The organism is Microcoleus pseudofavosus SVA1_A4, assembly GCF_036700565.1.
In the GTDB taxonomy this organism is placed as follows: Bacteria; Cyanobacteriota; Cyanobacteriia; order Cyanobacteriales; family Microcoleaceae; genus Microcoleus.
In genome coordinates, this window is record NZ_JAUBPE010000022.1 from 54,174 (window position 1) to 79,356 (window position 25,183).

Here is a 25,183-nt window from a genome sequence, read left to right on the forward strand (position 1 = left end):
ATTTAATCTCAGGATTACCTTAAAGGTAAAATTTTTGCTGATGCTTGGCATCGTCTTTCAGACTCATCCGATCGGGTGAACTTAAAAAAGTTCCCCAACCAGCACCTGTAAACAATTATAGCTAATCTTTGCAACTTGTTAAATAATGTTAAGTTTTTTCAGCTACAAGAGGTGGGTCTAAACAGAATCGCTCCCGGCTGCTGGCAAATAAAAATATATTTTAGTAAATAATATCATTTTTGAGATATAGAAGCGCGCTCCTCACCAGCGACAAAGGCGGATCGGACAGCGGGCGATCGACTAAACTAGGTCAGTGCGAACTCCTGTTAGCGATCGCATCTAGCAGTGCGAATCTCGCAACGACACAGTATTAACATGCTTATTCTCATAAACCCGGCTTCTGCGAAAAATAACAGGTTTGTCCGCGAAACATCCGTGCAGAAACCCGGTTTCACGGTTAGCATTGTGTAAGTCCTGAATAGACATCTCCTAATAATTCTTGTGGAACAGGCATCTTGCCTGTTCAAAAAAGACTTTTCTGGAGATATCTAATACATATCCGCCCTGTGCCCACAACAGGTTAAAATATTTTTCAAATCCGTTAAAAATCGAAAATCAAAACAATGAATCGTCCTCAAAGCGTTACAGTTCTGGCAATCTTGCAGCTAATTAGCGGCGTCTTCAGCCTGCTTGACGGCTTATTCATCTTACTTTTTGCCGGCATTTTTGGCGGTCTCGGTGCCGCTGTGGGCGGAGCGAAAGTTGGCACTGTAATCGGTGGCTTCATTGCAATTTTTGCTGCGCTCAGTTTTATTTTAGGCCTCCTCTCTTTACTATTAACTTGGGGTTTGTTTCAACTCAAAACATGGGCTTGGACGGGAACGTTAATTGTCCATATCATCGCCACCCTCGCGCAAATTGCAAAAATGTTTGGCAGCGGCGGTACAGCAGTCAATTTTTTAACTCTCGGTTTTGCAGCGGCTAGCATTTACTACCTGCTGCGGCCGGATGTTAAACAAGCATTTCGTGTCTGATTTCCTTTTCATTAACGGTACTGAATTCTCGGATCTAAAAAAGCATAGGAAATATCAACCGCCAGATTAATCAGTACAAAAGTGACAGACACAAAAATTACTCCTCCTTGGACAATTGGGTAATCCCGCGTCAGAATACCGCTGTAAATCCAAGAACCAATTCCCGGCCACGAGAAAATCGTTTCAGTCAGAATAGCGCCACCTAAAAGAGTGCCGAACTGCAAACCTATAGTTGTGACGATCGGCAAAAACGCATTTTTCAAAGCGTGTTTCAAAATCACCCAATATTCCGGCAATCCCTTCGCCCTCGCAGTGCGGATGTAATCTTGAGAAAGCACTTCCAGCATCGCAGAACGAGTGATGCGAGCGATAATAGCCAGAGGAATAGTTCCTAAAGTCAAAGCTGGCAGGATTAAATGGGCGATCGCATCCCGCAAAGCAGCCAAATCCCACCTCAGCAAGGAATCCAAAACATAAACACCCGTAATCGATTTAAAACCAAACCCCAAATCTACACTAATCCGCCCGCTGGGAGGCAGCCATTTCAGATAAACAGCAAACAAATAAATCAACATCAATCCCAACCAATACACCGGCAAAGATACGCCAATTAACGAACCAGTCATGGCGAGATTGTCCAGCCAGCTATTTTTCCGAACAGCAGCCAAAATCCCCGCCGGAATTCCGATAACAAGTGCCACCAACATCGCCACCACAGACAGTTCAAAAGTAGCAGGCCAGCGACTTCTAATTTCATCAATTATGGGAATACCGCTAATAATACTATTTCCCAAATCCAAGCGCAGCAAACTCCATAAAAAAGCCAAATATTGCAAAGGCAAAGGCTGATTCAAACCTAATCTCGCTCTCAAGATTTCCACCTGTTCGGGAGTTCCCCGTTCTCCTAAAAGCACTGTAGCCGGATCTCCAGGTATCAAGTGCAAAAACATAAATACTAGGAGAGTGATTCCCAAAATAACTGGGAGCAATCCTAGCAAACGTTTAGCAATATAATTAATCATTTTTTTAATAAATATTCGTCAACAACCAGCTAATTGGTGGTGGATGGCGTATGAAACAGCTTATCTGGCGGTAGTTCGGCTCTCTAGCTCACCAACACCTTAAAAAATTGGGAATCTGCACTACCTTAAACTTCTCCAACTTCAGGTGCAATTTCTGCATCTACCTCTTCAAAATTTACCTTATTATAGATATCTGCCACAGAAATTTCAAAGGATACCGAAGAAAGCGCGATCGCCTCATCCAATTCATTGTACTCAGCAAACGACCATCGTTTATTATCCGTCTTAGAAAAATGTTCGATATATCTCCGAGTTTGGTCGAGCAATAAGTATTCCTCAACAGTGGGAATCGTGCGGTATGCTTCAAACTTTTTGCTGCGATCGTATCCTTTAGTTGAAGCTGACAAAACCTCAATAATTACTCTGGGATTGGTAATCGTATCCGGGCGGTTATTATAATACTCCGGCTTTCCAATCACTACCATCACATCGGGATAGGTATAGATGCGCTTCTTGGGTATCCACAAGCGGACATCACTCATAAACACTCGATAGTCAAGTTTTTTGAATGCGAAATTTAGTTCGGTACTGAAGTTGAGCGCTATTTGATTGTGATTAGTAGAGCCACCGGCCATAGGAAATATTTCACCATCAATGTATTCGCTTTTGTAGTCAGCAGCCTCCTCTAGTGCCAGATATTCCTCGATCGAGTAGTATCGCTGTCCAGTAAGTTGCATAGTTCTATTAGAGAGCATTTAACTGAGACTTTTGTCTAGTGTAACATTTTTGGAGCGGATTTTACAAATAATATTGAATACAATGACTAATCACTAATGACTGCTGACTAATGACTAACTTCCTCAAAAGACTCGGAGCCCAAAGGACTCGGAATCCAACCTTGAATATTCTTGCGTTTCCCTAAAAGCGGCTGCGAATGTACGATCGGCAAACGCACAGCTTCCCCATGCAAAATCTCGCTAACTTCCGCATAAATTTTCGCCCTAGCTGCTTTATCGCCACTCGCCCTCCCCCGATCCAAAAGTTCCAGAACTTTCGGATTTTTCCAATTTCCCAAATCCGCCGTCGAACCCGGCCCGAAGTGAGGATAATAGAAATTGTCTGGATCGCCGTAATCTCCTGTCCAGCCCATCATAAAAGCTTGAAATCCGGGAGGTTTTAGCCGATCGGCTAAATAAGCAGACCAATCCTTTGTCAGCAATTTGACCCGAATCCCGATCGCGCTCAAATCCGCCGCAAAAGCCTCAGCGATCGGCTTCGGCGTGGGAAAATAGGGACGGCTGACGGGCATATACCACAAATCCAAATCAAAACCGTTAGGATAACCAGCCTTCGCCAGCATTGCTTTAGCTTGCTGCGGGTTAAATTCGTAATCTTTAACTTTGTCAGACTCCGCCAAATTCAGCGAAGGCGGGAGAAATTCCGAGTCGTTTTTTCCGAGTTCTCCCCAAAAAGCTTTGACTATGGCTGGCTTGTTAATTGTTTGGGCGATCGCCCGCCTGACTTCCGGTTTTGACAAAGGTTCGTAACTCGGATTTAAGGCTAAATAACCGACATTAAAAGAAGGTCGCACAACAGCTTCTAAATTAGGATCTCCTTGAACCTCTTTCAATTGATCCGGCGTTAAATCCACAGTAAAATCAAGTTGTCCTGCTCGCAATTGAGCCAATCTCGCCGCCGGATCGTCAACAAAACGAATTACCAATTGATTGACTTTTGGCGCGCCAGTTTTCCAATAATTCGGATTTTTTGCTAAGATAATGCGATCGCCCGATCGCCATTCCTGAAACACAAAAGGCCCCGTACCCACCGCCAGCGACCCCGGAGTGCCGTATTTAGCACCCGCTTTTTTCACCGCCGCCGGACTCGCCATCCCGAAATAACCAGACCCAATCGCCGAGGGAAAAGCAGCAAAAGGTCGATTCAAAACAAACTTAATCGTAGACTTATCAACAACTGCCAAATCTTTTACCAGAGAATCTTTATCTCCCTTAAACCCAGCAAAAAAGTCCTTCCAAATTTGATAAGTCTTGCCCGCTTCTCGATAACCGTTAGGATTTTTCGCATCCCACCAGCGATCCACATTAAACTTAACAGCTTGCGCGTCAAAATCCGTGCCGTCGTGAAACTTTACCCCCGATCGCAACTTAAAAGTCCAAGTTTTACCATCCGTGGAACTCGACCATTCAGTAGCCAAACTCGGTTCTAGTTCCACAGTTCCCGGTTTAAAATCAGTCAAGCGATTGTAGATTTGGTCGATCGCAATCACCGAATTGCCATCCGTAATATTTCCCGGTTCCAGATTGACCGGCTGCCCACCCGCACCGTACACTAAAGCTCCCGGTGGTACTGCGGCAGGAGTTGTCGGAGTTGGAGAATTATTGCTAACCGTGTTTGAAGGAGTGCCACAATTTGATAAAATTACAGCCATCCCAAAAACTAGAGCTAATAAAAATAAACGCCAGGATTTTATTAATTTCATACGCTCAACTTCTAAATCTCTATTTTAATTTTCTCTTGTATTTTCCTACTCATCTATTTAGCAGGTCAAAGTTATGCATAAAATCACAGCTTCAAAATCACCTTTTTCGATCGAATATTTCGGATAGGCGACTATCTTTCATGCTTCATGCTTCCTACTTGCGATCGCCAGATTTAACCAATATCATCTGCATCAGGATCGATACCCATTGCTAGCAATATCTCTGCAAGTCGCGCCGCTTTTTGTTCCGCCCGTTCAGCACGCTGACGTTCCTGTTCAGTCCTCAGTTTTTCAAGTTCAGCTCTTTCGTCACCAATTAATAACAAATTACCCTGACTATCCCACCACCGCAACCAAATTTGCGTTTGATTTTGATAACTTCCCTGCCACAGTCCCAACTCAATTGCTAATGGTTCAATAGGATAATGACCCCGTTGATTGGGTGCGAGTTTTTGATAAGACAAATCTCTCAAATGATAGACTTCTAATTTATTATTGCTGATTTCATAAATGCCGTAGTAAGGAATGCGAATGATTTGCTCGTAAACCCAGAACTTACCTGGTTTTTGTACCTCTCCTGCATCAGTTATCAAAAGAGGAGTTGCATCGCGTTCTTCACTGCCATTTCCGCTGGCGGCAAATTCCAAAGCAATTAAAGGTGCCATGTGTTCTCGCCACAGCACGTAAGAACGGCGATATTTTCCCTGTTCCGGGCGTGGTGAAACATTCGGCACGTAGAACCAGTCAGGAGCTTCTGCTCCTTGTTCCGGTGGCTCGGTTTCTTGCCAGTAAATACCGCAATCTTGTCCGATGCAGTAGCGTCCGTCAGGATGTCTGCGCTGCAAAACTGGCCCGATCGAATCCGTCAGAATGATACTTTGAGGATGCTCCTGAAAATTTTTCACGAAAGTACCGTCAGACTCAGGAAGTTGCGTATGATCGGGAAATGCGGGGGGCAGGCCTATGTCAATTAATGTTTCCGACATAATTTTAGGGCGATCGGAGCTATCGTTAGTTATTTTATCATATAGCATTTATCGGAAAGATGAGGTATGATATAACTGACTTGAAAGGAGTAAAAAATATAAGACCCCAAAATGTTATGCAATCTAATTAAATGGAGCGGGAGCGAGCACTCGCTCGGCTCATAGGAGTGACTGGATTCACAGCAGTCACTCGAATCACAATTATCCAGAATTTTAGCAAGGAGCACACATTAGTAAAAATGAAAACTTATTCGATTGATTTTAGACAAAAAATTATGGATGTGTACCATAATGAACCGCTGTCACAAAGAGCAATAGCCAACCGTTTTTGTGTAGCCCTAAGTTTTGTCCAAAAATTGGTTAAACAGTATCGTGAGACCCAAAATATTGCTCCTCGAACTGAGCGATGCGGAGTCAAATTAAAACTGAATGCATAACAACTGCTAATTTTAGCGGAATTGATTGAAGCAAACAATGATGCAACTCTCGAAGAACTCCGTTATTTACTGTACCAAAAAATTGGTTTTACCATCAGCGTAGCAACAATGGGAAGAATGGCAAAACTCTTAAATATGACCTTAAAAAAAAACTCTTTTCCCCTCAGACAAAGGCAGTGACAGAGTTCAGAACCTGCGATATGAGTTCTGGAAAAAAATCCGAGAAGTTTGTCTCAAAGACTTAATATTCATTGATGAATGTGGAGTCAACTTGGCAATGGTTAGGTTATATGCTCGGTCTATAAAAGGTTCAAGAGCCAAGGGGCCAAAACCGAATAAACGGGGCAGAAATGTCTCAATAATTGGAGCCATATCGGTCAATGAAGTCCTAACATCAGTCAATTTAACAGGCACAACTGATGGAATTACATTTGAGGCTTTTATCATCCGAAAGTTAGTACCAAAATTATGGAAAGGTGCTTGTGTAGTGATGGATAATTGTACTATTCATACCGGAGAAGAAATAGAAAAAGCCATCAAAAAGAAAGGGGCAAAATTAATATACTTGTCGCCCTATTCGCCCGACTTCTCACCAATTGAACATTTATGGTCAAAACTCAAAAACATTCTCCGTTCTATCAAGACGACTAATTATCGAGAATTAGCAGAAGCGATAGAGTTTGCCTTCAATCAAGTTACATTATCCGATCTTGGGAATTGGTTTACTCACTGCTGTTATTGTACCTCATCTTTCTGAGAAACGCTATAGTTTAGGGCGATCGAGCAATTTAGTTCAATGAAAATTACTCTGGCACAACCGACTTATTACTCAACTTATTTCTCACCTATCTGGATATACATCGAGTCTAGTGATGTTTGTACCAAAATTTATAATCTATTATTGCTAATCAAACTTTCTTAGATTCTGAAAAAATTCCTCTAAGCTATTGGCTATACAATAAACATTAGAGTAATTTACTTCTGCTTCATCTTCTGATTCCCAATCATGATCCCAGAAATATACATTGCCTAAATCGCTGCCATCAATCGATAAACAAATTAAGTTCCCGCCTGGATCGTTGGCGATCGGAATCAAATTAGATGGAATTCTTTTCTCTCTTTCTTTGTAGAGCATTAAATAATCATCTAAATTATCATACTTACCACTATGAATGCCGAGAAATCTATTGACTACTCCTAACCGATTAGCTGCTTCCGAACGATATACAAAACCACCTATTTCAGGAAATCCACCATTGTGACTTAGCAAAAAATTTATGTAGTTTTGGGGGAGTTGCATCCCCAATCGCTCTTCTAGAGACTTAATTTGTGCAATGGCGATCGGGGGATAAGATTCATGAATTTGAATGTTCATTTATGTCTCTACAACTCGTAACTTTCTTCACCCATACTCCCGTACTCTTGCGCCTCTAAATTTTCTGGTTCCGCCAATTCTTCCTCATCATTAACAGAACTAAAACTTTCCACCACAAACGGCAAACCAGCCGCCATCAAACCCCGTTGAATCAGTTCCGGCGTTTCGTCAAACAACACAAATAGCGGATGAACAGCCTCAGCTTCATCGCTGTAAATATGTCTGTAGCGGTACGGCATCACCCATTCGTAACCTTTATCCAGCCAAACCTGAGACTGCCGCCAGCGGCCGAGTAACTCAGAAAACTCTTCGCCGGGACGATGAATGAAAATTAAAATTTCCACTCCAATTTTAACTTTCCATTCAGGATCGCACATCAAAATCGCCAAATCGCAAGGCAAAGAAACTGCCTGGCCCGGCGATATGCTAGTGCCGCCGCTTCCCGCATAAGAAACCCCGTCCCGCAAGCGCGCAATTGGCAAAGGAATTGTGATTAAACTCTCAAGGGCGCGGCGGATACTCGGAATCATTTCCATGTAAACCCGATATTTTTTTAGCAGGGCGATCGCGGCAGAAGATTCGCTGTACTCTGCTAGTAAGGCCTCGTAATGTGATTGTTTAACAGACATTTTAAATAAGTAATAGGTAATTAGTCAACAGTCAACAGTCAACAGTTAACTGACAACCGCCAACTGCCAACTGACTGCTGACTATTTTTTACAGCTTCTGGAACACTGCGAACATCGGCAGATACATCGACAGCAAAATCGAACCTACGATACCACCGACGACAACAATCATCAGAGGTTCTAGCATACTTGTAAGTCCTTTTACTGCTTCTTCCACTTCTGTTTCGTAGAAAGCGCCAACTTTCATCAGCATCTTGTCAAGTTCCCCTGTCTCCTCGCCAATTGCCATCATTTGAATTGCCAAAGACGGAAAAACAGCTTGTTCTTGCAAAGCAATACTGATCATGCCGCCGCTTTGAATTTCCTGTCTGGCATATTCGATCGCATTAGATATCGCCTGATTCCCTGCCACATCTCGCACAATTTCCAAAGAATTGAGAATCGGCACGCCCGATCGCGTCAGCGACCCAAATATCACGCAAAACCGAGCCACAGCAGATTTTTCGATCAAATCTCCAAAAATCGGCAATTTCATCGCAATCCTATCAATTTGTAGGTGACCTATTGGAGTTTTGTAGTACATATCGAAGGCAAATTTTAGCGCTATAATCACCCCAATAACTGTTATCTGTTGGATCGGAGGCCAAGCCGTACAAAATGCACTAATTCCCAACATTATCAGCGTAAAAGTCGGCAAATCTGCACCAATATCCTTAAAGATTTTAGCGAAAGTTGGTAGCAAGAATATTGTCATTGCGAAAAAAATCACGATCGCGATGGAAAACACCGTCTTCGGATAAGACATCGCCGAATTAATCTCAGCCTCCGTCTTGTGATTTTTTTCCATCATCACCGCCAGACGGTCTAGGGTTTCATCTAGCACCCCCCCGACTTCTCCCGCCGCCACCATACTGATAAACAGTTGGTCAAAAACATCAGGAAACTTCGCCATCGCCTCTGCCAAGTTTATCCCCTCCTGCACGTCAGCATTCATACTCCTGAGCGCTCGCTTCAACTTAGCATTAGAACACTGCTCGTGCAGCACGGAAAGGCATCTAACGATCGCCACCCCTGCATTAAACATAGCCGCAAACTGACGAGCAAAAATAGCCATATCCTTAACAGTAAGACTGGTAAGGTTATACTCGATTTGCTCCTGAATCTTACTGAAATCAAAGCCACCTTTCGGTTTTTCGCGGATAACGTTGGTAGCCACAGCTCACCTCTGAAAATTTATTAAAATTTAGTTGCCAGTTGTTATGTGTCAGTTGTCATGTGTCAGTTGTTAGTTGTTAGTTGTTACCCATAATTAATAACAACGGTCAACTGCCAACTGACTAATGACTAATAACTAATAACTAATGACTGCTGACTGAATTAATGAGCCCCTACCTTAGCGCCAGCAGGTGCCGGGCCGATCAAGCGTTCGAGTTCGTCAGCCTTAGAAGCCTTAGCCATTGCCGATTCCCAAGTGACTTTACCGCTCTTGTAAAGTTCAGCTAGAGCCATTTCCATTGTCCTCATACCCAACTTCGCTCCCATTTGGATTTGGGAGTAAATCATGGGAGTTTTCCCCTCCCGGATCAAGTTAGCCATAGCTGGAGTATTCACCATGATTTCCATAGCGCAGCAACGGCCGCCGCCAACTTTCACAACTAAATTTTGGCTGCAAATTCCCACCAAAGAGTTAGACACCTGGGCGCGAACCTGGGGTTGTTGAATTGGCGGGAACACGTCCAAAATCCGATCTATCGTTGCACCCGCCGAATTAGTGTGCAGCGTTCCCATCACCATGTGACCCGTTTCCGCCGCCGAAATTGCCAGACCGATCGTTTCCAAGTCGCGCATTTCCCCCACCAGAATCACGTCAGGATCTTCCCGCAGAGCAGCCCTCAGCGCATTAGAAAAGCTCTTAGTATCTTCGCCCTTTTGACGCTGGTGAAACAAACTCTTAATATTTGGAAACACATATTCGATCGGGTCTTCAACTGTCAGAATATGTTCTGCCCGCGTCCGGTTGACCAGATCCAACAAAGCCGCCATCGTAGTAGTTTTCCCAGAGCCCGTTTGCCCGGTCACCAACAGCATACCTCTGGGTCTTTCCGTCAGATCCCGCAAAATCTGCGGCACACCTAAAGCATCTGCGTTCGGAATCTTAGAAGCCAGAGCCCGCAAGCAAGCAGCCCAAGCACCCCGTTCCCGGTACACATTGACCCGGAACCGAGCCAACCCCTTAACACCGTAAGCGCAGTCAAGTTCCCATTCCATCTCCAAATGCTTGCGCTGCATATTGTTAAGCATCTGGAAAATTAGTATCTGCACTTCCTCGGCAGACATGATGTCGCCGTATTGCGTCTGAGGAGTGAGTTTCCCGCTAACGCGGAAGAAAATAGGCGCGCCCGCTTGGATGTGTATGTCTGAACCCCCTTGCTCTACCAGGGACTCCAGTACGTCTTCAATCATCAGACCCATAGATACCTCTCCTCGATCGAGTTGATAGTTATTGACCAATCTAGCTCAGTTAACAGTCAACAGTTAATAGTTAACAGTCAACTGCTGAATCAATCCAAAAAGCGCGGCGTCAAGCAGTACGGACAATCCAGCATCTCCGGCTTCAATTCCGCCCGACAACTTTTGCAGGTAAGTCCCTGCTTGCGTTTGGCTTTCAGTTCCGCCTCCAATCCCGAGTCAGTAAACGTCACCCGCTCGACTTCTTCAAAAGTAGTCGCGCCTTCTCGCACCAACTGCAAACTGTAAGCCAACAACGTTTTCATCCCTTCTTCTACTGCTGCTTCCTTAATTTGCTCTGTGGGAGCTCCTTGAGTGATCAGAGTTTGAAGCCGCTCAGTATTTTTCAGGAACTCGTATACCCCTACCCGTCCTTTGTACCCTAGGCCGCCGCACTTCCGACAAAGTTGCTCGCGTTCTGCGAGTTCCTTCCTTTCCTCCACCGGTACGGTGTTGGCTTTGTAAATAGTCAGATCAATTTCTTGAGAAGCCGACAGACCGTACTTGCCGAGTTCTTCATTAGTAGGCTGGTAAGGAATGTAGCATTTGTCGCAAACGCGCCGCATCAGACGCTGAGCCAACACCCCCAACAGAGCGGCAGAAACCATGAACGGTTCTACGCCCATTTCGGCCAAACGCGCGACCGCCCCAGCCGCGTCGTTCGTGTGCAGCGTCGTCAGCACCAAGTGTCCCGTCAAAGCAGCTTCCAGAGCCGTTTTTGCCGTTTCCTTGTCCCGCGTTTCCCCCACCAGCATCACGTCAGGGTCTTGCCGCAAAAACGCCCGCAGAATGTTGGAAAAAGTCAAGTCTTTTTCCCGAATTACTTGACATTGGGTAATTCCTGGCAAAGCATATTCGATCGGGTCTTCCGCCGTACTGATATTAACCCCCGGATCGTTCCGTTCCGCCAGAATCGAGTACAGAGTAGTGGACTTGCCCGAACCCGTCGGCCCCGTCACCAAAATCAGTCCGAACGGACGGCTAGCAGTCTCTCGCACTAAAGCCAGAGTTTCCTCGTCGGAGATTAACAAACCCAAACCCAACTGAGTGCTAGAACTGTCCAAAATCCGCAGTACGATTTTTTCCCCGTACCGCGAAGGCAAGCTGTTCACCCGGAAATCCACCGTGCGTCCCTCAAACACCCGGCGGATGCGGCCGTCTTGAGCTTGTCGGCGTTCGGCAATATCCAGGTTGGCAATAATCTTGAAACGAGCGGTAATCGATGCGACTACCTGCTTGGGAAACCGGAAATACTCTTGGAGCACCCCGTCTTTCCGCATCCGAATCCGCATGAACTCTTCTTGAGGTTCTACGTGGATGTCAGACACCTTTTCCGACAAAGCTTTAGCCAAAATGATATTGACGGCCTTAATTACCGGAGCCGCCTCAGCATCGTCCAAGGTGTTAGCTAGGTCTTCTTGGTCGGCACTCTCCTCTTCTAGCGAGAGCTCGCCAAAATCTCCCTCCCCTAAATCCATCTTTCTCTGCTTTTCGACTTCAGCTTTTTTAGCTTCCCTCTTAACTTGGTCGTCTTGATAGGTTGCAGTAATGTCCTGATAGTCGTCTGGCGTAATCACCCGCCGCTGAAAACCCAACCCGTGAGGCTGCAAAATTCGCCGCAAATCTTCGAGAGCGTTGAGGTTGTCGGGATCTACCATTGCCACGACAATCGCCGGAGGCTCAGTTTCAGTTTTTGCCACGGGTAAAAACCGACCTTGGTGACAGATGTCGATCGAAATCTTCAACCCGTCGAGCATAACTCCGAGTTGCTCGTTAGACATTTCGCTCATCTCCGGGTCAAATGCTTCAACCCCGTAGACTATTTTCAGTTCAAACATCTGCTGCTTCTTGTAAAACCGCAGCAATTCAGGAGGCAAAGGCAGCCCAGTAGCAGCTTCGAGTACCTCCGTCAACCGCTTGCCAGACTTCCGGCTTTCAAGTTGAGCTTGCTTCAGTTGGTCGCTGTTGACGTAACCAGACTGAATCATCCTGTTGAGAGCCGGAGGCAAAGCGCTTGTAGCAACTAGAGCTGTGGAAGATGTGAACGGACGCCTCTGGGATGTGTTAGTCATAAAAAACACTCAATGCTATAGGTGGAAAACTCAGTCACAAAGAGTGCTGAGAGGAAAACCAACGCGGGGTTTTAACCCCCGTATTCTTTGCTTATGGATGAGCTAGCATAATGTTGTGGCTCAATCCCTATTTGTTTGTATGCTCGTAGTCCCCTCTAACTTTCGTCCACAAATTGACGAGACGTTGGAGGGATTTGCCCATACTTGCAATCAGATATTGTTCGTTGCTAAATCCGAGAAATGCTGGAACACCGCGAAGCTTCACCACCGGGCATACAAACCAGTTAGAGAGGCTCTGCAGGGCAGCACGCGGCCCAATCACGTTTGTCAGCCACCTAGAGCGTTAAGTTGCTTGCTTACCTGATTAACCCGCCGGATACTCTTGTTATACCCTCATGCCACATCACTTGGGGATCTGCCCGTATCGTTGGAGGAAAGCGGCGCGGTGTGTGTCGCCGAACCACCATCGCGTTCTACATTCCTCAATTGTTTGGTCAAAGTACAGCGCCCGCGCAGGCGCAGTTAGCTGTACTGGGTTAAAGATTAGCTATGTTCTGTGATGATAACTTTTACGAAAGCCTCGATCGGTCTTTTGATATATATTTTGATTAATTATCTGCGATATGGCACGGCCCGATCGGCTGCATCAGTCCCCAGCGCAGATTTTGAGCAGTTGTAGTTTTGGCTCAGCAAATATTTCTGTGATTCTATCCCGGTTTCCCAAGCTTGGCGACCAAAGCTTGACGGTTCATAAATCTTGGAAATAGGCAAATTAGAGATGAATCCTCTCTAACGATTAGCTCCTGTGCCAAACCAGCTAATCTCTCTCATTTGACTGGCAAAAAGTCTCGACTTCAAGCGAGTTCGGTATCAAATCTGACCAACGGCAGCCCCAATTCCCATCGAGATTAACAACCCCCGAGCGGAGTTACAAAAGCAGACACCTAACTACTCAGTCACTAAATACAAATTCATCTTCCTCCCGATTTTTGAAACGCCGCAAATGGTAAAAAAGCAAGCGTCGCCTTGCGACTCAAACAGCCAGAGCGATTAACTTTAAGTCACTATTGTTTCCAGCCAACCTTGAAGGATCAAGCATCCAAATTAATAATTGTTTTAGTAGACATATAGCGGTTCTTGGATAGATGAGGTACACAATTCAACTTCAAAAGCTTGACAACACAGGGTTTCGGCGTAATCCATCTTTCTGAGAAAGGCTATAACAGCAGAATATACTTTGAAAACCAGCTCGCTTCTGCAGCCGCCTTCATCCAAAATTAAAAGGAAAAAAACTGTTTTTACCCCGACTGCGGTCATACTATCGGTAGATATCTAAACGACCCTTTCAATATTTGATTGAAAGCTTTGATAGTAGACGTAACAGCCGAATATACTTGGCAAACCAGCTCGCTTCTGCGGTCGCCTTCATCCAAAATTAGGAGGAAAAAAACGTTTTCTTTGCCCCGACTGCGGTCATAGTATCGGTAGAGATATAAACGACCCTTTCAATATTTGATTGAAAGCTTTGAGAGATGCCTCCACATCTGGCGAGATTTCCTATGAATCAGATGGTGCCATACAGAGTAAATTATAGTTCTCTAGATTTACTGGGTTAAATGTATCTGCTAGAATTGATAGGGTTCTGTCGCGCAGCTTTTATGATTGACGAGGAAAAACAGCAAGATCGAGATCCTAACTCAACTGGGGGAACCCCAGAGGGTTCGCCAATGGCAAGCGAAACTCCGCCGGCACCAGCAAACGAAGCAGCCGATTGGGAGCTCGAACTTGCTCGAGCTTATCAAAGTGCTCAGCCCGATCGCACGCCAGCAAACGCATCCGGGCCTACAGTCACCGACAGTTCCACCAACAGCCCGCAGCCAGACGCGGCGGAGTCTTGGAAGAGGGAACTGGCCCAGGCAACAGATGAAAAAGAGGGTTTAAAAACTCAGTTGCAAGCCACATCCGCTCAACTAGAAGACCTGAAAAATCAAAATCTCCGCCTAGCGGCAGATTTTGAAAACTTCCGCAGGCGCACCCAAAAGGAAAAAGAAGAGTTAGATTTACAGGCAAGGTGTCTGACGATCAAACCCCTGTTGCCGGTAATCGACAATTTCGAGCGCGCTCGATCGCACATTAAGCCGCAAACCGACGGCGAAATGAACATTCACAAAAGCTACCAAAGCGTTTACAAACAAATGGTAGATGGCCTCAAGCAAATCGGGGTTTCTCCGATGCGCCCCGAAGGCGAACAGTTTGACCCCAACCTCCACGAAGCTTTGCTCAGCGAGCCAACTGACGAACACGAGGAAGGAACAATCATCCAAGAACTAGAACGCGGCTACATTCTGGGCGATCGCGTCTTGCGGCACGCCAAAGTGAAAGTTGCAGCGGCTGGGCTATCTGTGGTAGCCTCAGATGAAAATCCCGATAGTTCGGAAAGTTAATCGGGATACAAGCTACTGCATTCCTCGAAGTCACTGACCCCCGAATAGAATTCGGGGGCCAGAAGTCGGTAGACTCACCAACTTCTTAATTCAGGACTAAAAGCAGGTCAGCGCTTTCTCAAAAAAATCTGAAAAATGTTTTTACCCGTCTTTGATATTGCCTTAGAACATCAAGTTTGTTTCCGACAAATCCGGTCGGGTGATGCTTGTTAAAACAAGCTGAGTCGTTTTTCAACTCCCAACTTGTAGTTGGAGGTTTCCAAACATCCCACAAAGTTTTATGAGGCGCTATGGGAAAAATTATTGGAATTGACTTAGGCACGACCAACAGTTGCGTAGCTGTGTTAGAGGGCGGTAAACCTGTCGTGATCGCCAATTCTGAGGGCGGGCGCACAACTCCGAGCATCGTAGGATTTGGCAAGGCGGGCGATCGCTTAGTAGGTCAACTGGCCAAGCGACAAGCTGTAACCAATGCTGTAAATACTGTTTACAGCATCAAACGATTTATCGGACGGCGGTGGGACGACACTGAAGAAGAACGAGCCAGGACTCCCTATACCTGCATTAAAGGCAAAGACGATACCGTTAACGTCCAAATTCGGAACAAGGTTCACACTCCCCAGGAAATCTCGGCAATGGTACTCCAAAAGCTCAAGCAAGATGCTGAAGCTTATTTGGGACAAACTGTTACCCAAGCCGTGATTACAGTGCCAGCCTACTTCACAGACGCCCAGCGGCAAGCTACTAAAGACGCCGGTACGATCGCGGGTTTAGAAGTCCTGCGGATCGTCAACGAACCGACCGCCGCCGCCCTTTCCTACGGGCTCGACAAGCAAAATATCGAACAGAAAATCTTGGTTTTTGACCTCGGCGGCGGTACTTTCGACGTTTCGATCCTGCAACTGGGGGACGGAATTTTTGAAGTCAACGCTACCTCCGGCAACAACCATCTAGGAGGAGACGACTTTGACGACTGCATAGTCCAGTGGCTCGTAGAAGCTTTCCGCACTCAAGAAGGCAGTGACCTATCACAAGACAAAATGGCATTGCAGCGCCTCCGAGAAGCTGCGGAAAAAGCGAAAATCGAACTATCCAATCGCGAATCGACCTCAATCAATTTGCCCTTCATCTCCTCTGACGCCACAGGGCCGAAGCATCTGGAAACGGATCTCTCCAAAGCTCAGTTTGAAAAACTGGTGGGTCATTTGGTGCAAGCGACGATCGATCCGGTGACTCAAGCGCTCAAAGACGCAAGCTTGACCCCCAAAGAGATAGACAGGATTATTTTAGTGGGAGGCTCAACCCGGATTCCGGCAGTTCAAGAGGCAATTAGCAAATATTTTGGCGGCGTGTCTCCCGATAAATCGGTCAATCCCGACGAAGCTGTAGCCGTAGGCGCGGCAATTCAAGCCGGGGTGTTGGGCGGTGAGGTCAAAGATTTGCTGCTGCTGGACGTGACGCCGCTCTCCCTGGGACTCGAAACCTTGGGCGGGGTGTTCACCAAAGTAATTGAGCGCAATACAACTATCCCCACCAGTCGATCGCAAATGTACAGCACGGCGGCAGACGGGCAAACATCGGTAGAAATTCACGTGCTCCAAGGCGAACGGGCATTGGTTAAAGACAATAAAAGTCTCGGCAAGTTCCTGCTCAAAGGCATTCCCGCAGCCCCTCGCGGCGTACCTCAAATTGAAGTTACCTTTGAAATCGATGCCAATGGCATTCTCAAAGTGGCCGCTGAAGACAAGGGAACCGGAAAAGAACAAAGCATCCAAATTTCTAATACAGGGGGCTTGAGCGAAACCGAAGTCGATCGGATGCGGCAAGAAGCCGAACTTTACGCTGACGAGGACATCAAGCGCGCTCAACTGGTCGAACTCAAAAATCAAGCCGACACCCTGGTCTATAATTGTGGTGTCACTTTAAAAACCAACGCGAAATTGCTCTCGCACGACCTTAAAGCCGAAGCCGAAGCCGAAACAGCAGCCTTGCGGGAGGCGATGGCTAACCCCGACATCACGGGCGAGGAACTCACCGCAGCAATCGAATCTTTCAAGCAACTGCTATATTCCCTCGGGACAGCAGTCTACGACCAAGCCCGCAGCGGGGTAGCCCCGTCAGGAGCTGTTGTTGAAAGCGAGATGATGTCAGAAGAAGTAGAATCAGAGCTAGAAGATGTGGCAGCTAAAGACGACAGCATTTTGCTGACAGAAGAGCTGCTGGTGGCGCCCCAAGCTCCCCCGGAACCAAAGCCGGAACCAAAGCCGGAACCAAAACCGGAACCAAAACCGGAACAAAAGCGGGAACCAAACCCGGAGCGACAGTCAAAACGCCAGCCAAATTCACAGTCAAGTCCACAGTCAAATCCACCGTCAAAACGACAGTCAAATCCACCGTCAAATCCACCGTCAAATCCACCGTCAAATCCACCGTCAAAACAAAAACCGAAGGTTCCCGAACCAGAAGTTGATGATATGAATCCTTTCCTTTAGAACTGAAAAGCTAAAAATTAAAAGTTAAAAATTAACAATGAAAAATTTTAATTTTTAATTGGTAATTTCAGGAAAGATTGCCCGTTTATTTTTCGTACACTTGTTGTTATTTACCTCCAGGCAAGCAGCTCTATGGCCGGTGATTACTATGAAATATTAGGCGTTTCTCGCAGCGCAGACAAAGAAGAAATTAAGCGTGCTTACCGCCGCCTAGCTCGCAAGTACCATCCAGATGTCAACAAAACAGACGGTGCCGAGGAGCGGTTTAAAGAAATCAACCGCGCCTACGAGGTACTCTCAGAACCGGAAACCCGCGCCCGTTTCGACCGTTTCGGCGAAGCAGGCGTGAGTGGTGCAGCGGCTCCGGGCTTCCAAGACTTCGGCGACAGCTTTGCCGATATTTTTGAAAGCTTCTTTCAGGGTTTTCAGGGCGGGGCGGGCGCTCAACAACAAGGTCGCAGGCGCAGCGGGCCCGTGCGCGGAGACGACTTGCGGCTCGACTTGCGGCTGGATTTCCGCGAAGCCGTGTTTGGTGGGGACAAAGAACTCCGCATCAAGCACCTAGAAACCTGCGAAACTTGCACCGGGACTGGCGCCAAACCGGGAACCAGACCCCAAACCTGCTCGACTTGTACCGGTAGCGGACAAGTCCGCCGCGCTACCCGCACGCCCTTCGGCAGCTTTACTCAAGTTTCAGTTTGCCCCACTTGCAACGGCACGGGGCAAGTGATTGAGGAGAAGTGCGAAACTTGTGGCGGTCGGGGCCAGAAAGAAGTGATGAAAAAGCTGAAAATCACAATTCCGCCTGGGGTTGACAACGGTACTCGCTTGCGGGTTTCCAATGAAGGGGATGCGGGCAAACTGGGCGGGCCGCCCGGGGATCTTTACGTGTTCTTGGCTGTGAATGAAGACCCGCTATTTAAGCGGGACGGCATTAACGTTAACTCGGAAGTTAATATTAGTTACCTGCAAGCAATTTTGGGGTGCCGGTTGGAAGTGGAAACAGTAGACGGGCCGACGGAATTGTTGATTCCTACAGGAACTCAGGCGAATACTGTTCTGACTCTGGAGAAAAAAGGGGTGCCTCGGTTGGGAAATCCAGTCAGTCGCGGCGACCATTTGATTACGGTGTCTATTGACATTCCGACTAAGGTGACGGCTGAGGAACGGGAATTGCTGATGCAGCTTGCTAAGCTGAAGGGCGATCGTACCGGTAAAGGCGGTTTGGAAGGATTTCTGGGCAATTTGTTTCAGAAATAAGGAAAAAGTGAGCGCAATTGCGCTCATTTTTTCCATAAAGAATAAGATTTGTTTCCAATGAGGGCGGTTAGGATGTTCTTAATCGCTGAAACCATTGCCCCAAATAGCATACTCCTTCTTCCTTCTTCCTTCTTCCTTCTTCCTTCAGCTATATGAATTCAACATCGAAAATTGAAAATCCTAAATCCCCAGATGCCCAAATCGATCTGCGGGGTACTCCTTGTCCTCTCAATTTTGTCCGCACTAAACTGCGCTTGGAGCAAATGGCACCGGGAGCTGTTTTGGAGGTGTGGCTGGATGCTGGAGAGCCGATCGAACAAGTGCCCGACAGTCTGAAAATGGAAGGCTACCAGATTCTCGAAACGCAATTTGTCGCGGATGAGCCGGATTCCGGTTTTTTTGCGATGAAAGTGCAGCGCCCAGAACACCAGGAAGCAGGATGAGCCTGAATTCGCCCTCGATCGTCGGTACTGTAGTGGCTGTTCAGGCTAACTTCTACCGAGTGAGGTTAGATCCAGAAGCGGGCATTCACGACAATACAGCCCTGGCGGATGCTCCGACTCTCCTGTGCACTCGCCGCACTCGACTGAAAAAAATTGGCCAACAGGTGATGGTGGGCGATCGCGTGGTGGTAGACGAACCGGACTGGACTGACCGCCGGGGTGCAATTTCTGAAGTCTTCCCGCGCCAAACAGAACTCAACCGCCCGCCTGTAGCTAATGCCGATCGCATTCTCCTGGTTTTTGCCCTCGCTGAACCCGACTTAGACCCCGCCTCATTAACTCGGTTTTTAGTCAAGGCGGAATCTACAGGTTTAGAGGTGAGTTTGTGCCTGAACAAATGCGATTTGGTCACGAAAGAGGAGTTGGAACAGTGGCGCGATCGGCTTTCAGGCTGGGGCTACGAACCAATGTTTATTAGCGTCCGCAGCGGCTTAGGAGTCCAGGAAGCTGCCGCTAATTTTCAAAATAAAGTTTTTGTCGAGAAAGTAGCTTCCCAGCATTTATCCGACAAAATAGATAGTTCTCTCTTGCCTTCTGAGGATAACCCCCTGCTTGCAAATTCGGTCTATCCGTTACATCCGTTAAATTCCGTACAAAATCAGTTGCCGAACTCCGACAACACCCACATCCAAGGGAAAATAACGATAATTTGCGGCCCTTCTGGGGTGGGCAAGTCCAGCTTGATCAACCAACTGATTCCGGCCTTGAATCTGCGAGTGAACGCTGTTTCCGGCAAACTCGGCCGCGGGCGCCACACGACTCGCCACGTAGAACTATTTGAACTCCCGGGCGGCGGACTCTTGGCAGATACTCCCGGGTTCAATCAGCCGGCTCTCGAATGCGATCCGTCCGAGTTAGCTGAATATTTCCCAGAAGCGCGCCAGAGGCTGGCTTTGGGTAGCTGCCAGTTTAGCGACTGTTCGCACCGAGACGAGCCTAACTGTGTCGTGCGGGGCGGTTGGGAGCGCTATGAGTATTACTTGGATTTTCTCGAAGAGGCGATCGTCCGCCAACAAGCTCTGCAAAACTCTAGCAGCGCCGAAGCGAGTTTGAAGCAGCAAACCAAGTCGGATGGTACGCAGCAGTACGAACCGAAGCTGCAAACTAAAAAATATCGCCGCTCTTCCCGCCGCCTTCAACACCAGTCCCTGCAAGATATGTGTCAAGAAGACTTAGAGTAATTGTGAGCCAGTAGCCGCCTGCAAGCCCGCGAGGCGACAGAAAACAGTACCGAGGCTGACCCAGAAACCGGGTTTGATGAAGGAAAATACACAGGTTGCAGCCGGGCCCGCGTTCGCAAAACCCGGTTTCTTTAGTCGCGAGTGCGTAAGTCTTGAGTACATTAATCGCTAAAATTAAATGGCCTTAGATTTGTTAAAAAAAACTAGAACAGAAGCAAAAGTTAGCGGGTAATGCAGGAGCAAAAATACTGTGAATATTCAAGAACTGTTTCAAAAAGGCGGCCCCGCCATGTGGCCCCTGTTGGTGTTATCGATTCTATCTGTAAGTACAATTATCGAGCGCTTGTGGTTCTGGGCCAGCCTCTTGAGCAAAGAAAAGCAGATAGTTAACCGCATTCTCGACGCGGCGCGCAGCGATTGGGGGGCGGCTAGCGAGATTGCAAGACAAGCCAACCGACAGCCGATCGGGCGATTTCTTTCTGCACCCCTGCGGCTCTACAATCCTGAACCCGACTTATTTCGACTCGCACTCGAAGCCGCAGCCGATGAAGAGTTGGCTTCGATGCGCCGCGGCGACAAAATCTTAGAAGCTACGATCGCTCTAGCCCCTTTGTTGGGCTTGCTGGGAACAGTTCTGGGCTTGATTAACTCGCTCAGTTCCATCCGTCTGGGCGACATCGGCACGTCGGCAACAACTGGCGTGACTTTGGGGATTAGCGAGGCGCTGATGACTACTGCTACTGGGATGGTAGTAGCAATTTTTACCTTGGCTTTTTATCGGATATTTCAAGCTTTTTTGTTCAACCAGGCAAAAATCTTTCGCAAAGCTGGAAATGAAATGGAATTGCTTTACAGGCAATACTGGCCGACGGCTAATGCTAAGGGTCGATCGCCCGGTGCAGAACACAGCAATTCTTCTTTTGGTTCCGATGGTTTGAACAGGCGTTCTCTCAATTCTTCTGGCGAATCGGGAGAACGAAACCGGGAGCCGAAATTGAAAGGTTCCGAGCCGGCTGAAGATTCACCTTCTAATAATTAAAAGAAAGGAGAACTGATGAAGATTCACTTAGATACTCCTGCGGAAGAGGCTCGGATTGAACTGGTGCCTTTAATTGACGTGATCTTTTGTATCCTGACATTTTTTCTGCTGGCGGCTTTGCAACTGACTCGCCAGCAAGCGATTAATGTGGATTTGCCGAAGGCGAAGACGGGACAAACGCAGATGCGAGAAATGCTGATTGTCAGCATTGACGATTTCGGGCAAACTTATATCGACCAATTGCCTGTTAATTACCAACAGCTCGATCGAGTTTTAAAGAGTTTCCAGAGCAAAAATCCTGCGGGGTTGATGGTGCTGTACGCTCCTCAAAATGCTAGATATGCCAAAGTTGTCGAGGTTTTAGACAAATTGCGGGAGGTAGGGGGCGATCGAGTGGCCCTGGCAACTCTTCCTAGTTCGGCTCCCGGACCGCTGCTGAATCCCTCGCTTCCCAATTCTGGCATTCCTGCGGCACCTTCGATCGGCAATTCCGGTCAATCTCTGCCGTCTCCTCTGGCTCCGGGGCAGCAGCAGCTTCCGAATCAGTTTCCATCTCCTCTCCCGGCTCCGGGGCAGCAGCAGTTCAATCCGAATCAGTTTCAATCCCCTCTCCCGGCTCCGGGGCAGCCTAGCAACTCTGGGGCAAATCTGGGCATTCCTTCTGTTTCGCCTGCACCCACTGCTCCCAATTTCAAGCCGGGAGCGGCCACTCCACCGCAGAATGTCGGGCCCTCCAATTAGTTAGAAGGAAGAGGGAAGAAGTCCGATGGAAGTCGGAAGAAGGAAGAAAACAACAGATAAATAGAAATTCTCCCAATCTCTCAATCTCCCACTCTCCCACTCTCCCACTCTCCCCCTCTCCCGCTCCCGGAGAGCAGCTTTGTCCGAGTTGGTATAAACGGCTTCAATTATTTTGGTTCGTATTGAGCCTTTTTTGTCTTGACAATCAGCGACAGTTGTATATGCCTGCGGAAGGAACTTTTGCCGACATCCCGCCATCTTTATCCCTAAGTTATTTCCTGCGACAGATGGTAACTTTGTCAAATAATTGTTACCTTTTGTAATATATACTAAAGCGAGATGGGCTTCCCAGGCATCCTGAAACCAAGAGCCGATCGCTGAAACAAGTTACAAATCTGGTTAATCCAGATTTTCACTGTCAAGTCACCTTTACTTACAGAGGAGTCAAAGTCATGAGCCAACCAGCAGAATTGTCTTTGGAGCAGCAATTTAGCCTGTGTTCCTTCAAAACACAGGTAAGTGACATGAGCCGCGAACAAGCTCAGGAGTTTTTGGTCAAACTTTACGAGCAAATGATGTTGCGGGAAACCATGTACCGTCATTTTCTCAAACACCACTGGGGTTTGGAACCTAACCCAGGCGTTGAGTAGCTGAGAGTCGCAGTCGGCGACCTCCGTCTCTTACTCTCTTCCCTCAGGCGGAAAGGAGTTGGGGGTGATGGGGCGTCACTCGAAGACAGAAGGCTCCCTTCGGCTAAGCTGAGCGGGCAAGTCGCGAGCTAGTAAAAAGAAGGAAGAAGGGAAATGCCACAAAATCAATTGTTTTAGGACTCATCAATGTCCTAAACGCTAAGGCGACTGCCATATCACACTTTATTTTTTGATTCCACTAAATGTGGCCAATAGTCTCGGCAATAGTGCGAAAGTCGCAGGAGAGCGCAACCATAATTTAGCGCTGCGACGCTCAAAAATTTCATAATTTTTGAGAATAATTGTAAAAAGTTTTGAACAAATTAAATATATTTGTGTAAAGTTGCAGCGGGTGACGTTTGGCAATAATGGTTCTAGTCGGACATCTGAGCGCGACATCCGACTAGCAAGACCTGCAATTTTCACATCAAAATCCTAGAACTGGCAACTGTTGACTCTAGAAAGAGTTATTCGGGCTGGCGTTCCAGAGTCGCCTCCATCGTACTCGTCAAGTAATGACCAGACATGATGCCGCTAGATTGGTAGTAGCGGTTGTCATCAAGGCGGTGAAGGGTATCAAAACCCGTCCGCCGCTGGCGTTCGTCTCCCAATACCCAGTAACGCTGGACGATCGACTGGGGAGCAATCCAACCTTCGCCCTCGACGCGGCCGAGTTCGCTGTGTTGGAGTACAAAAGTATACTGCCGTTCATCGCTGTTGAGGTGTCCTCGGTACTGCAAAATAATCTCTTCGCGATCGCCTCCGGGAAACACCAGTTTCGTCACCATACCGAACCAATCTGTTCGGTTCCAGCTCACTAAAATTTTGCCTTTAACCGTAATTGGCACGCCATTGCGCTCAATCCAGCTTCCTTCGAGCGTCCATTGGCCAGATTCCATTAAAAACGTGTGAGCCACAGTGCTGTTCCTATGCTTTTGCTGCTGGCTACAATGCTGGTGCAACAACGCACAGCCGTTGTCCCTCAGACTCTATGCTATCACGCCAAACTGTGCCAACAAGAGTTAATTTCCCCTAAAAGTACCGGTGCCCGGGCACCAGTAACTTGAGGCAGATTGCCGGTAATGCCCCGAACCCGCCATGCGGCTAAAACCGCGAAAGCGATCGCCTCTTTAAAATCTACACTCAAGCCTGCCTCAGAAGTAGTCAACACTTGCACTGGATGCAATTGGGTTTGCAATCGGCGTTTTAAGTAGAGATTGTGGCTGCCGCCCCCGCACAATAAAACTCGATCGGGCATAGCGGGTAAAAAAGTTTGGTAACTGCGAACGATCGAGGCAACAGTCAGTTCTGTCAGAGTAGCCAGCACATCAGCAGGACTGAGGTTGTAACCTTGGGCCTCGACCAAACATCGGTCAAAATAGTCTACACCAAATAACTCTCGCCCCGTAGATTTCGGCGGTGCTTGGCGGAAGAACTCCTCGGCGAGCCAATCCTCGACTAAAGCTTGACAGGGAGTTCCCGATGCCGCCCAAGCTCCACCTTCGTCGATCGTCTTAGTGCCGCCTGAGAAGTGCTGCACTGCCAAATCTAACAGGGAATTCGCCGGGCCTGTATCCCAGCCCAAGACGCCATCCCCAAGACTGGAAACCACAGACTTGTCGCCGAATTCCTCATCTCTCCTGGCAGGAAGATAGGTAACATTGCCAATTCCGCCCATATTTTGGATGCAGAGGCGGAGGTTGGGTTCCGCCAGCAGGCAAGCATCAACTATTGGCACCAAAGGTGCTCCTTGACCCCCTGCTGCAATGTCTGCCGATCGAAAGTTACTCACAGTAGTAATGCCTGTCAATTGGGCAATTAGCGCGCCCCGCCCTAGTTGCAAGCTGTAGCCCATTTCACATCCGGGACTCGGTGCAGCAGAACAACTACTTCTTTCCGTATTCCCTGGCGGTCGGTGGTAGACGGTTTGACCGTGAGAGCCGATTAATTCGGCTTTATCATCATATTCTGCTTGAATTGTCAAGGCAGCCGTGGCAAATTCTTGGGCGATGCCGTCATCTAATTGGGCTAGTTCAGGCACTGACAAAGCTGAGCCGCTGCAAACCGAGAGAATTTGCGATCGCAAATTAGCAGGATAAGGGAAAGTCTTGCCAGCCACCAATTGTACTTTCAAGTCTGTTTGCGAACCGACCACATCCACCAAAGCAGCATCAATGCCGTCCACCGACGTGCCGCTGATCAAACCGATAACGCGGGTCATTCAATTTTAGATTTTAGATTTTAGATTTTTTATTTTCCGGGGGGTTGCCC

Annotated in this window: 21 protein-coding genes and 1 pseudogene; 11 read left to right on the forward strand and 11 right to left on the reverse strand. The window is 47.5% G+C overall.

The window, feature by feature from the left end; translation table 11 throughout:
* Positions 1-239 precede the first annotated feature (239 nt).
* Both QUA02_RS11940 and QUA02_RS11945 read left to right on the forward strand, forming a co-directional pair.
* Positions 240-374 carry a hypothetical protein gene (locus tag QUA02_RS11940; protein ID WP_333027880.1) on the forward strand — a complete coding sequence of 45 codons (135 nt, stop codon included), beginning with the start codon at positions 240-242 and terminating at the stop codon, positions 372-374.
* 249 nt (positions 375-623) lie between these two features.
* Complete coding sequence (locus QUA02_RS11945; protein ID WP_333027881.1) at positions 624-1,034, forward strand: hypothetical protein; 411 nt, start codon at positions 624-626, stop codon at positions 1,032-1,034.
* Between the two features lie 11 nt (positions 1,035-1,045).
* Here QUA02_RS11945 and QUA02_RS11950 read toward each other — a convergent pair whose 3' ends face one another.
* The 4 genes from QUA02_RS11950 to QUA02_RS11965 form a co-directional block, all read right to left on the reverse strand.
* Complete coding sequence (locus QUA02_RS11950; RefSeq protein ID WP_333027884.1) at positions 1,046-2,056, reverse strand: ABC transporter permease; 1,011 nt, start codon at positions 2,054-2,056, stop codon at positions 1,046-1,048.
* A 125-nt stretch (positions 2,057-2,181) separates the two neighbouring features.
* Complete coding sequence (locus QUA02_RS11955) at positions 2,182-2,793, reverse strand: Uma2 family endonuclease (protein WP_333027885.1); 612 nt, start codon at positions 2,791-2,793, stop codon at positions 2,182-2,184.
* Positions 2,794-2,900: 107 nt separating this feature from the next.
* Positions 2,901-4,556 (reverse strand): ABC transporter substrate-binding protein, encoded by a 1,656-nt coding sequence (locus tag QUA02_RS11960; protein WP_333027886.1) that lies wholly within the window; start codon positions 4,554-4,556, stop codon positions 2,901-2,903.
* A gap of 173 nt (positions 4,557-4,729) precedes the next feature.
* Positions 4,730-5,542, reverse strand: coding sequence for a Uma2 family endonuclease (locus tag QUA02_RS11965; protein WP_333027936.1), 813 nt, complete (start codon positions 5,540-5,542; stop codon positions 4,730-4,732).
* 239 nt (positions 5,543-5,781) lie between these two features.
* Here QUA02_RS11965 and QUA02_RS11970 point away from each other — a divergent pair.
* Positions 5,782-6,736: pseudogene (locus tag QUA02_RS11970) on the forward strand (IS630 family transposase).
* A gap of 147 nt (positions 6,737-6,883) precedes the next feature.
* Here the strand turns inward: QUA02_RS11970 and QUA02_RS11975 are convergent.
* The 5 genes from QUA02_RS11975 to QUA02_RS11995 all read right to left on the reverse strand — a co-directional run bounded on the left by QUA02_RS11975 (position 6,884) and on the right by QUA02_RS11995 (position 12,563).
* Positions 6,884-7,354, reverse strand: coding sequence for an SMI1/KNR4 family protein (locus QUA02_RS11975; protein WP_333027888.1), 471 nt, complete (start codon positions 7,352-7,354; stop codon positions 6,884-6,886).
* A gap of 8 nt (positions 7,355-7,362) precedes the next feature.
* Entirely contained in the window at positions 7,363-7,983 is a 621-nt protein-coding gene (locus QUA02_RS11980) for a hypothetical protein (protein WP_333027890.1), read from the reverse strand.
* An 88-nt stretch (positions 7,984-8,071) separates the two neighbouring features.
* Positions 8,072-9,199 (reverse strand): type II secretion system F family protein, encoded by a 1,128-nt coding sequence (locus QUA02_RS11985; RefSeq protein ID WP_332981517.1) that lies wholly within the window; start codon positions 9,197-9,199, stop codon positions 8,072-8,074.
* Between the two features lie 161 nt (positions 9,200-9,360).
* On the reverse strand, positions 9,361-10,455 hold the full coding sequence (locus QUA02_RS11990; RefSeq protein ID WP_333027893.1) for a type IV pilus twitching motility protein PilT: 1,095 nt from the start codon (positions 10,453-10,455) through the stop codon (positions 9,361-9,363).
* Positions 10,456-10,544: 89 nt separating this feature from the next.
* Positions 10,545-12,563, reverse strand: coding sequence for a GspE/PulE family protein (locus tag QUA02_RS11995; protein ID WP_333027895.1), 2,019 nt, complete (start codon positions 12,561-12,563; stop codon positions 10,545-10,547).
* Positions 12,564-14,221: 1,658 nt separating this feature from the next.
* On the opposite strand from QUA02_RS11995, the gene grpE reads away from it, so the two are divergent.
* The 8 genes from grpE (at position 14,222) to QUA02_RS12035 (ending at position 22,873) form a co-directional block, all read left to right on the forward strand.
* Positions 14,222-15,007, forward strand: coding sequence for a nucleotide exchange factor GrpE (grpE, locus tag QUA02_RS12000; protein ID WP_332981523.1), 786 nt, complete (start codon positions 14,222-14,224; stop codon positions 15,005-15,007).
* Between the two features lie 290 nt (positions 15,008-15,297).
* Positions 15,298-17,499, forward strand: a complete 2,202-nt coding sequence (dnaK, locus tag QUA02_RS12005) for a molecular chaperone DnaK (RefSeq protein ID WP_333027897.1) — start codon at positions 15,298-15,300, stop codon at positions 17,497-17,499.
* A 132-nt stretch (positions 17,500-17,631) separates the two neighbouring features.
* Positions 17,632-18,759 carry a molecular chaperone DnaJ gene (dnaJ, locus tag QUA02_RS12010; protein WP_333027900.1) on the forward strand — a complete coding sequence of 376 codons (1,128 nt, stop codon included), beginning with the start codon at positions 17,632-17,634 and terminating at the stop codon, positions 18,757-18,759.
* Positions 18,760-18,911: 152 nt separating this feature from the next.
* Positions 18,912-19,202: a sulfurtransferase TusA family protein gene (locus QUA02_RS12015; protein ID WP_333027901.1), complete on the forward strand. Its 291-nt coding sequence runs from the start codon at positions 18,912-18,914 to the stop codon at positions 19,200-19,202.
* Positions 19,199-20,443, forward strand: a complete 1,245-nt coding sequence (gene rsgA / locus QUA02_RS12020) for a ribosome small subunit-dependent GTPase A (protein WP_333027903.1) — start codon at positions 19,199-19,201, stop codon at positions 20,441-20,443. Before QUA02_RS12015 ends, rsgA begins: the two co-directional genes overlap by 4 nt.
* Before the next feature lie 250 nt (positions 20,444-20,693).
* Positions 20,694-21,482: a MotA/TolQ/ExbB proton channel family protein gene (locus tag QUA02_RS12025; RefSeq protein ID WP_333027905.1), complete on the forward strand. Its 789-nt coding sequence runs from the start codon at positions 20,694-20,696 to the stop codon at positions 21,480-21,482.
* Between the two features lie 15 nt (positions 21,483-21,497).
* Positions 21,498-22,223, forward strand: a complete 726-nt coding sequence (locus tag QUA02_RS12030; protein WP_333027908.1) for an ExbD/TolR family protein — start codon at positions 21,498-21,500, stop codon at positions 22,221-22,223.
* A 452-nt stretch (positions 22,224-22,675) separates the two neighbouring features.
* On the forward strand, positions 22,676-22,873 hold the full coding sequence (locus QUA02_RS12035; RefSeq protein ID WP_006635253.1) for an NblA/ycf18 family protein: 198 nt from the start codon (positions 22,676-22,678) through the stop codon (positions 22,871-22,873).
* 506 nt (positions 22,874-23,379) lie between these two features.
* Here QUA02_RS12035 and QUA02_RS12040 read toward each other — a convergent pair.
* Positions 23,380-23,829 carry a hypothetical protein gene (locus QUA02_RS12040; RefSeq protein WP_333027911.1) on the reverse strand — a complete coding sequence of 150 codons (450 nt, stop codon included), beginning with the start codon at positions 23,827-23,829 and terminating at the stop codon, positions 23,380-23,382.
* An 80-nt stretch (positions 23,830-23,909) separates the two neighbouring features.
* Entirely contained in the window at positions 23,910-25,133 is a 1,224-nt protein-coding gene (locus QUA02_RS12045; RefSeq protein WP_333027912.1) for an anhydro-N-acetylmuramic acid kinase, read from the reverse strand.
* Positions 25,134-25,183: the final 50 nt, after the last annotated feature.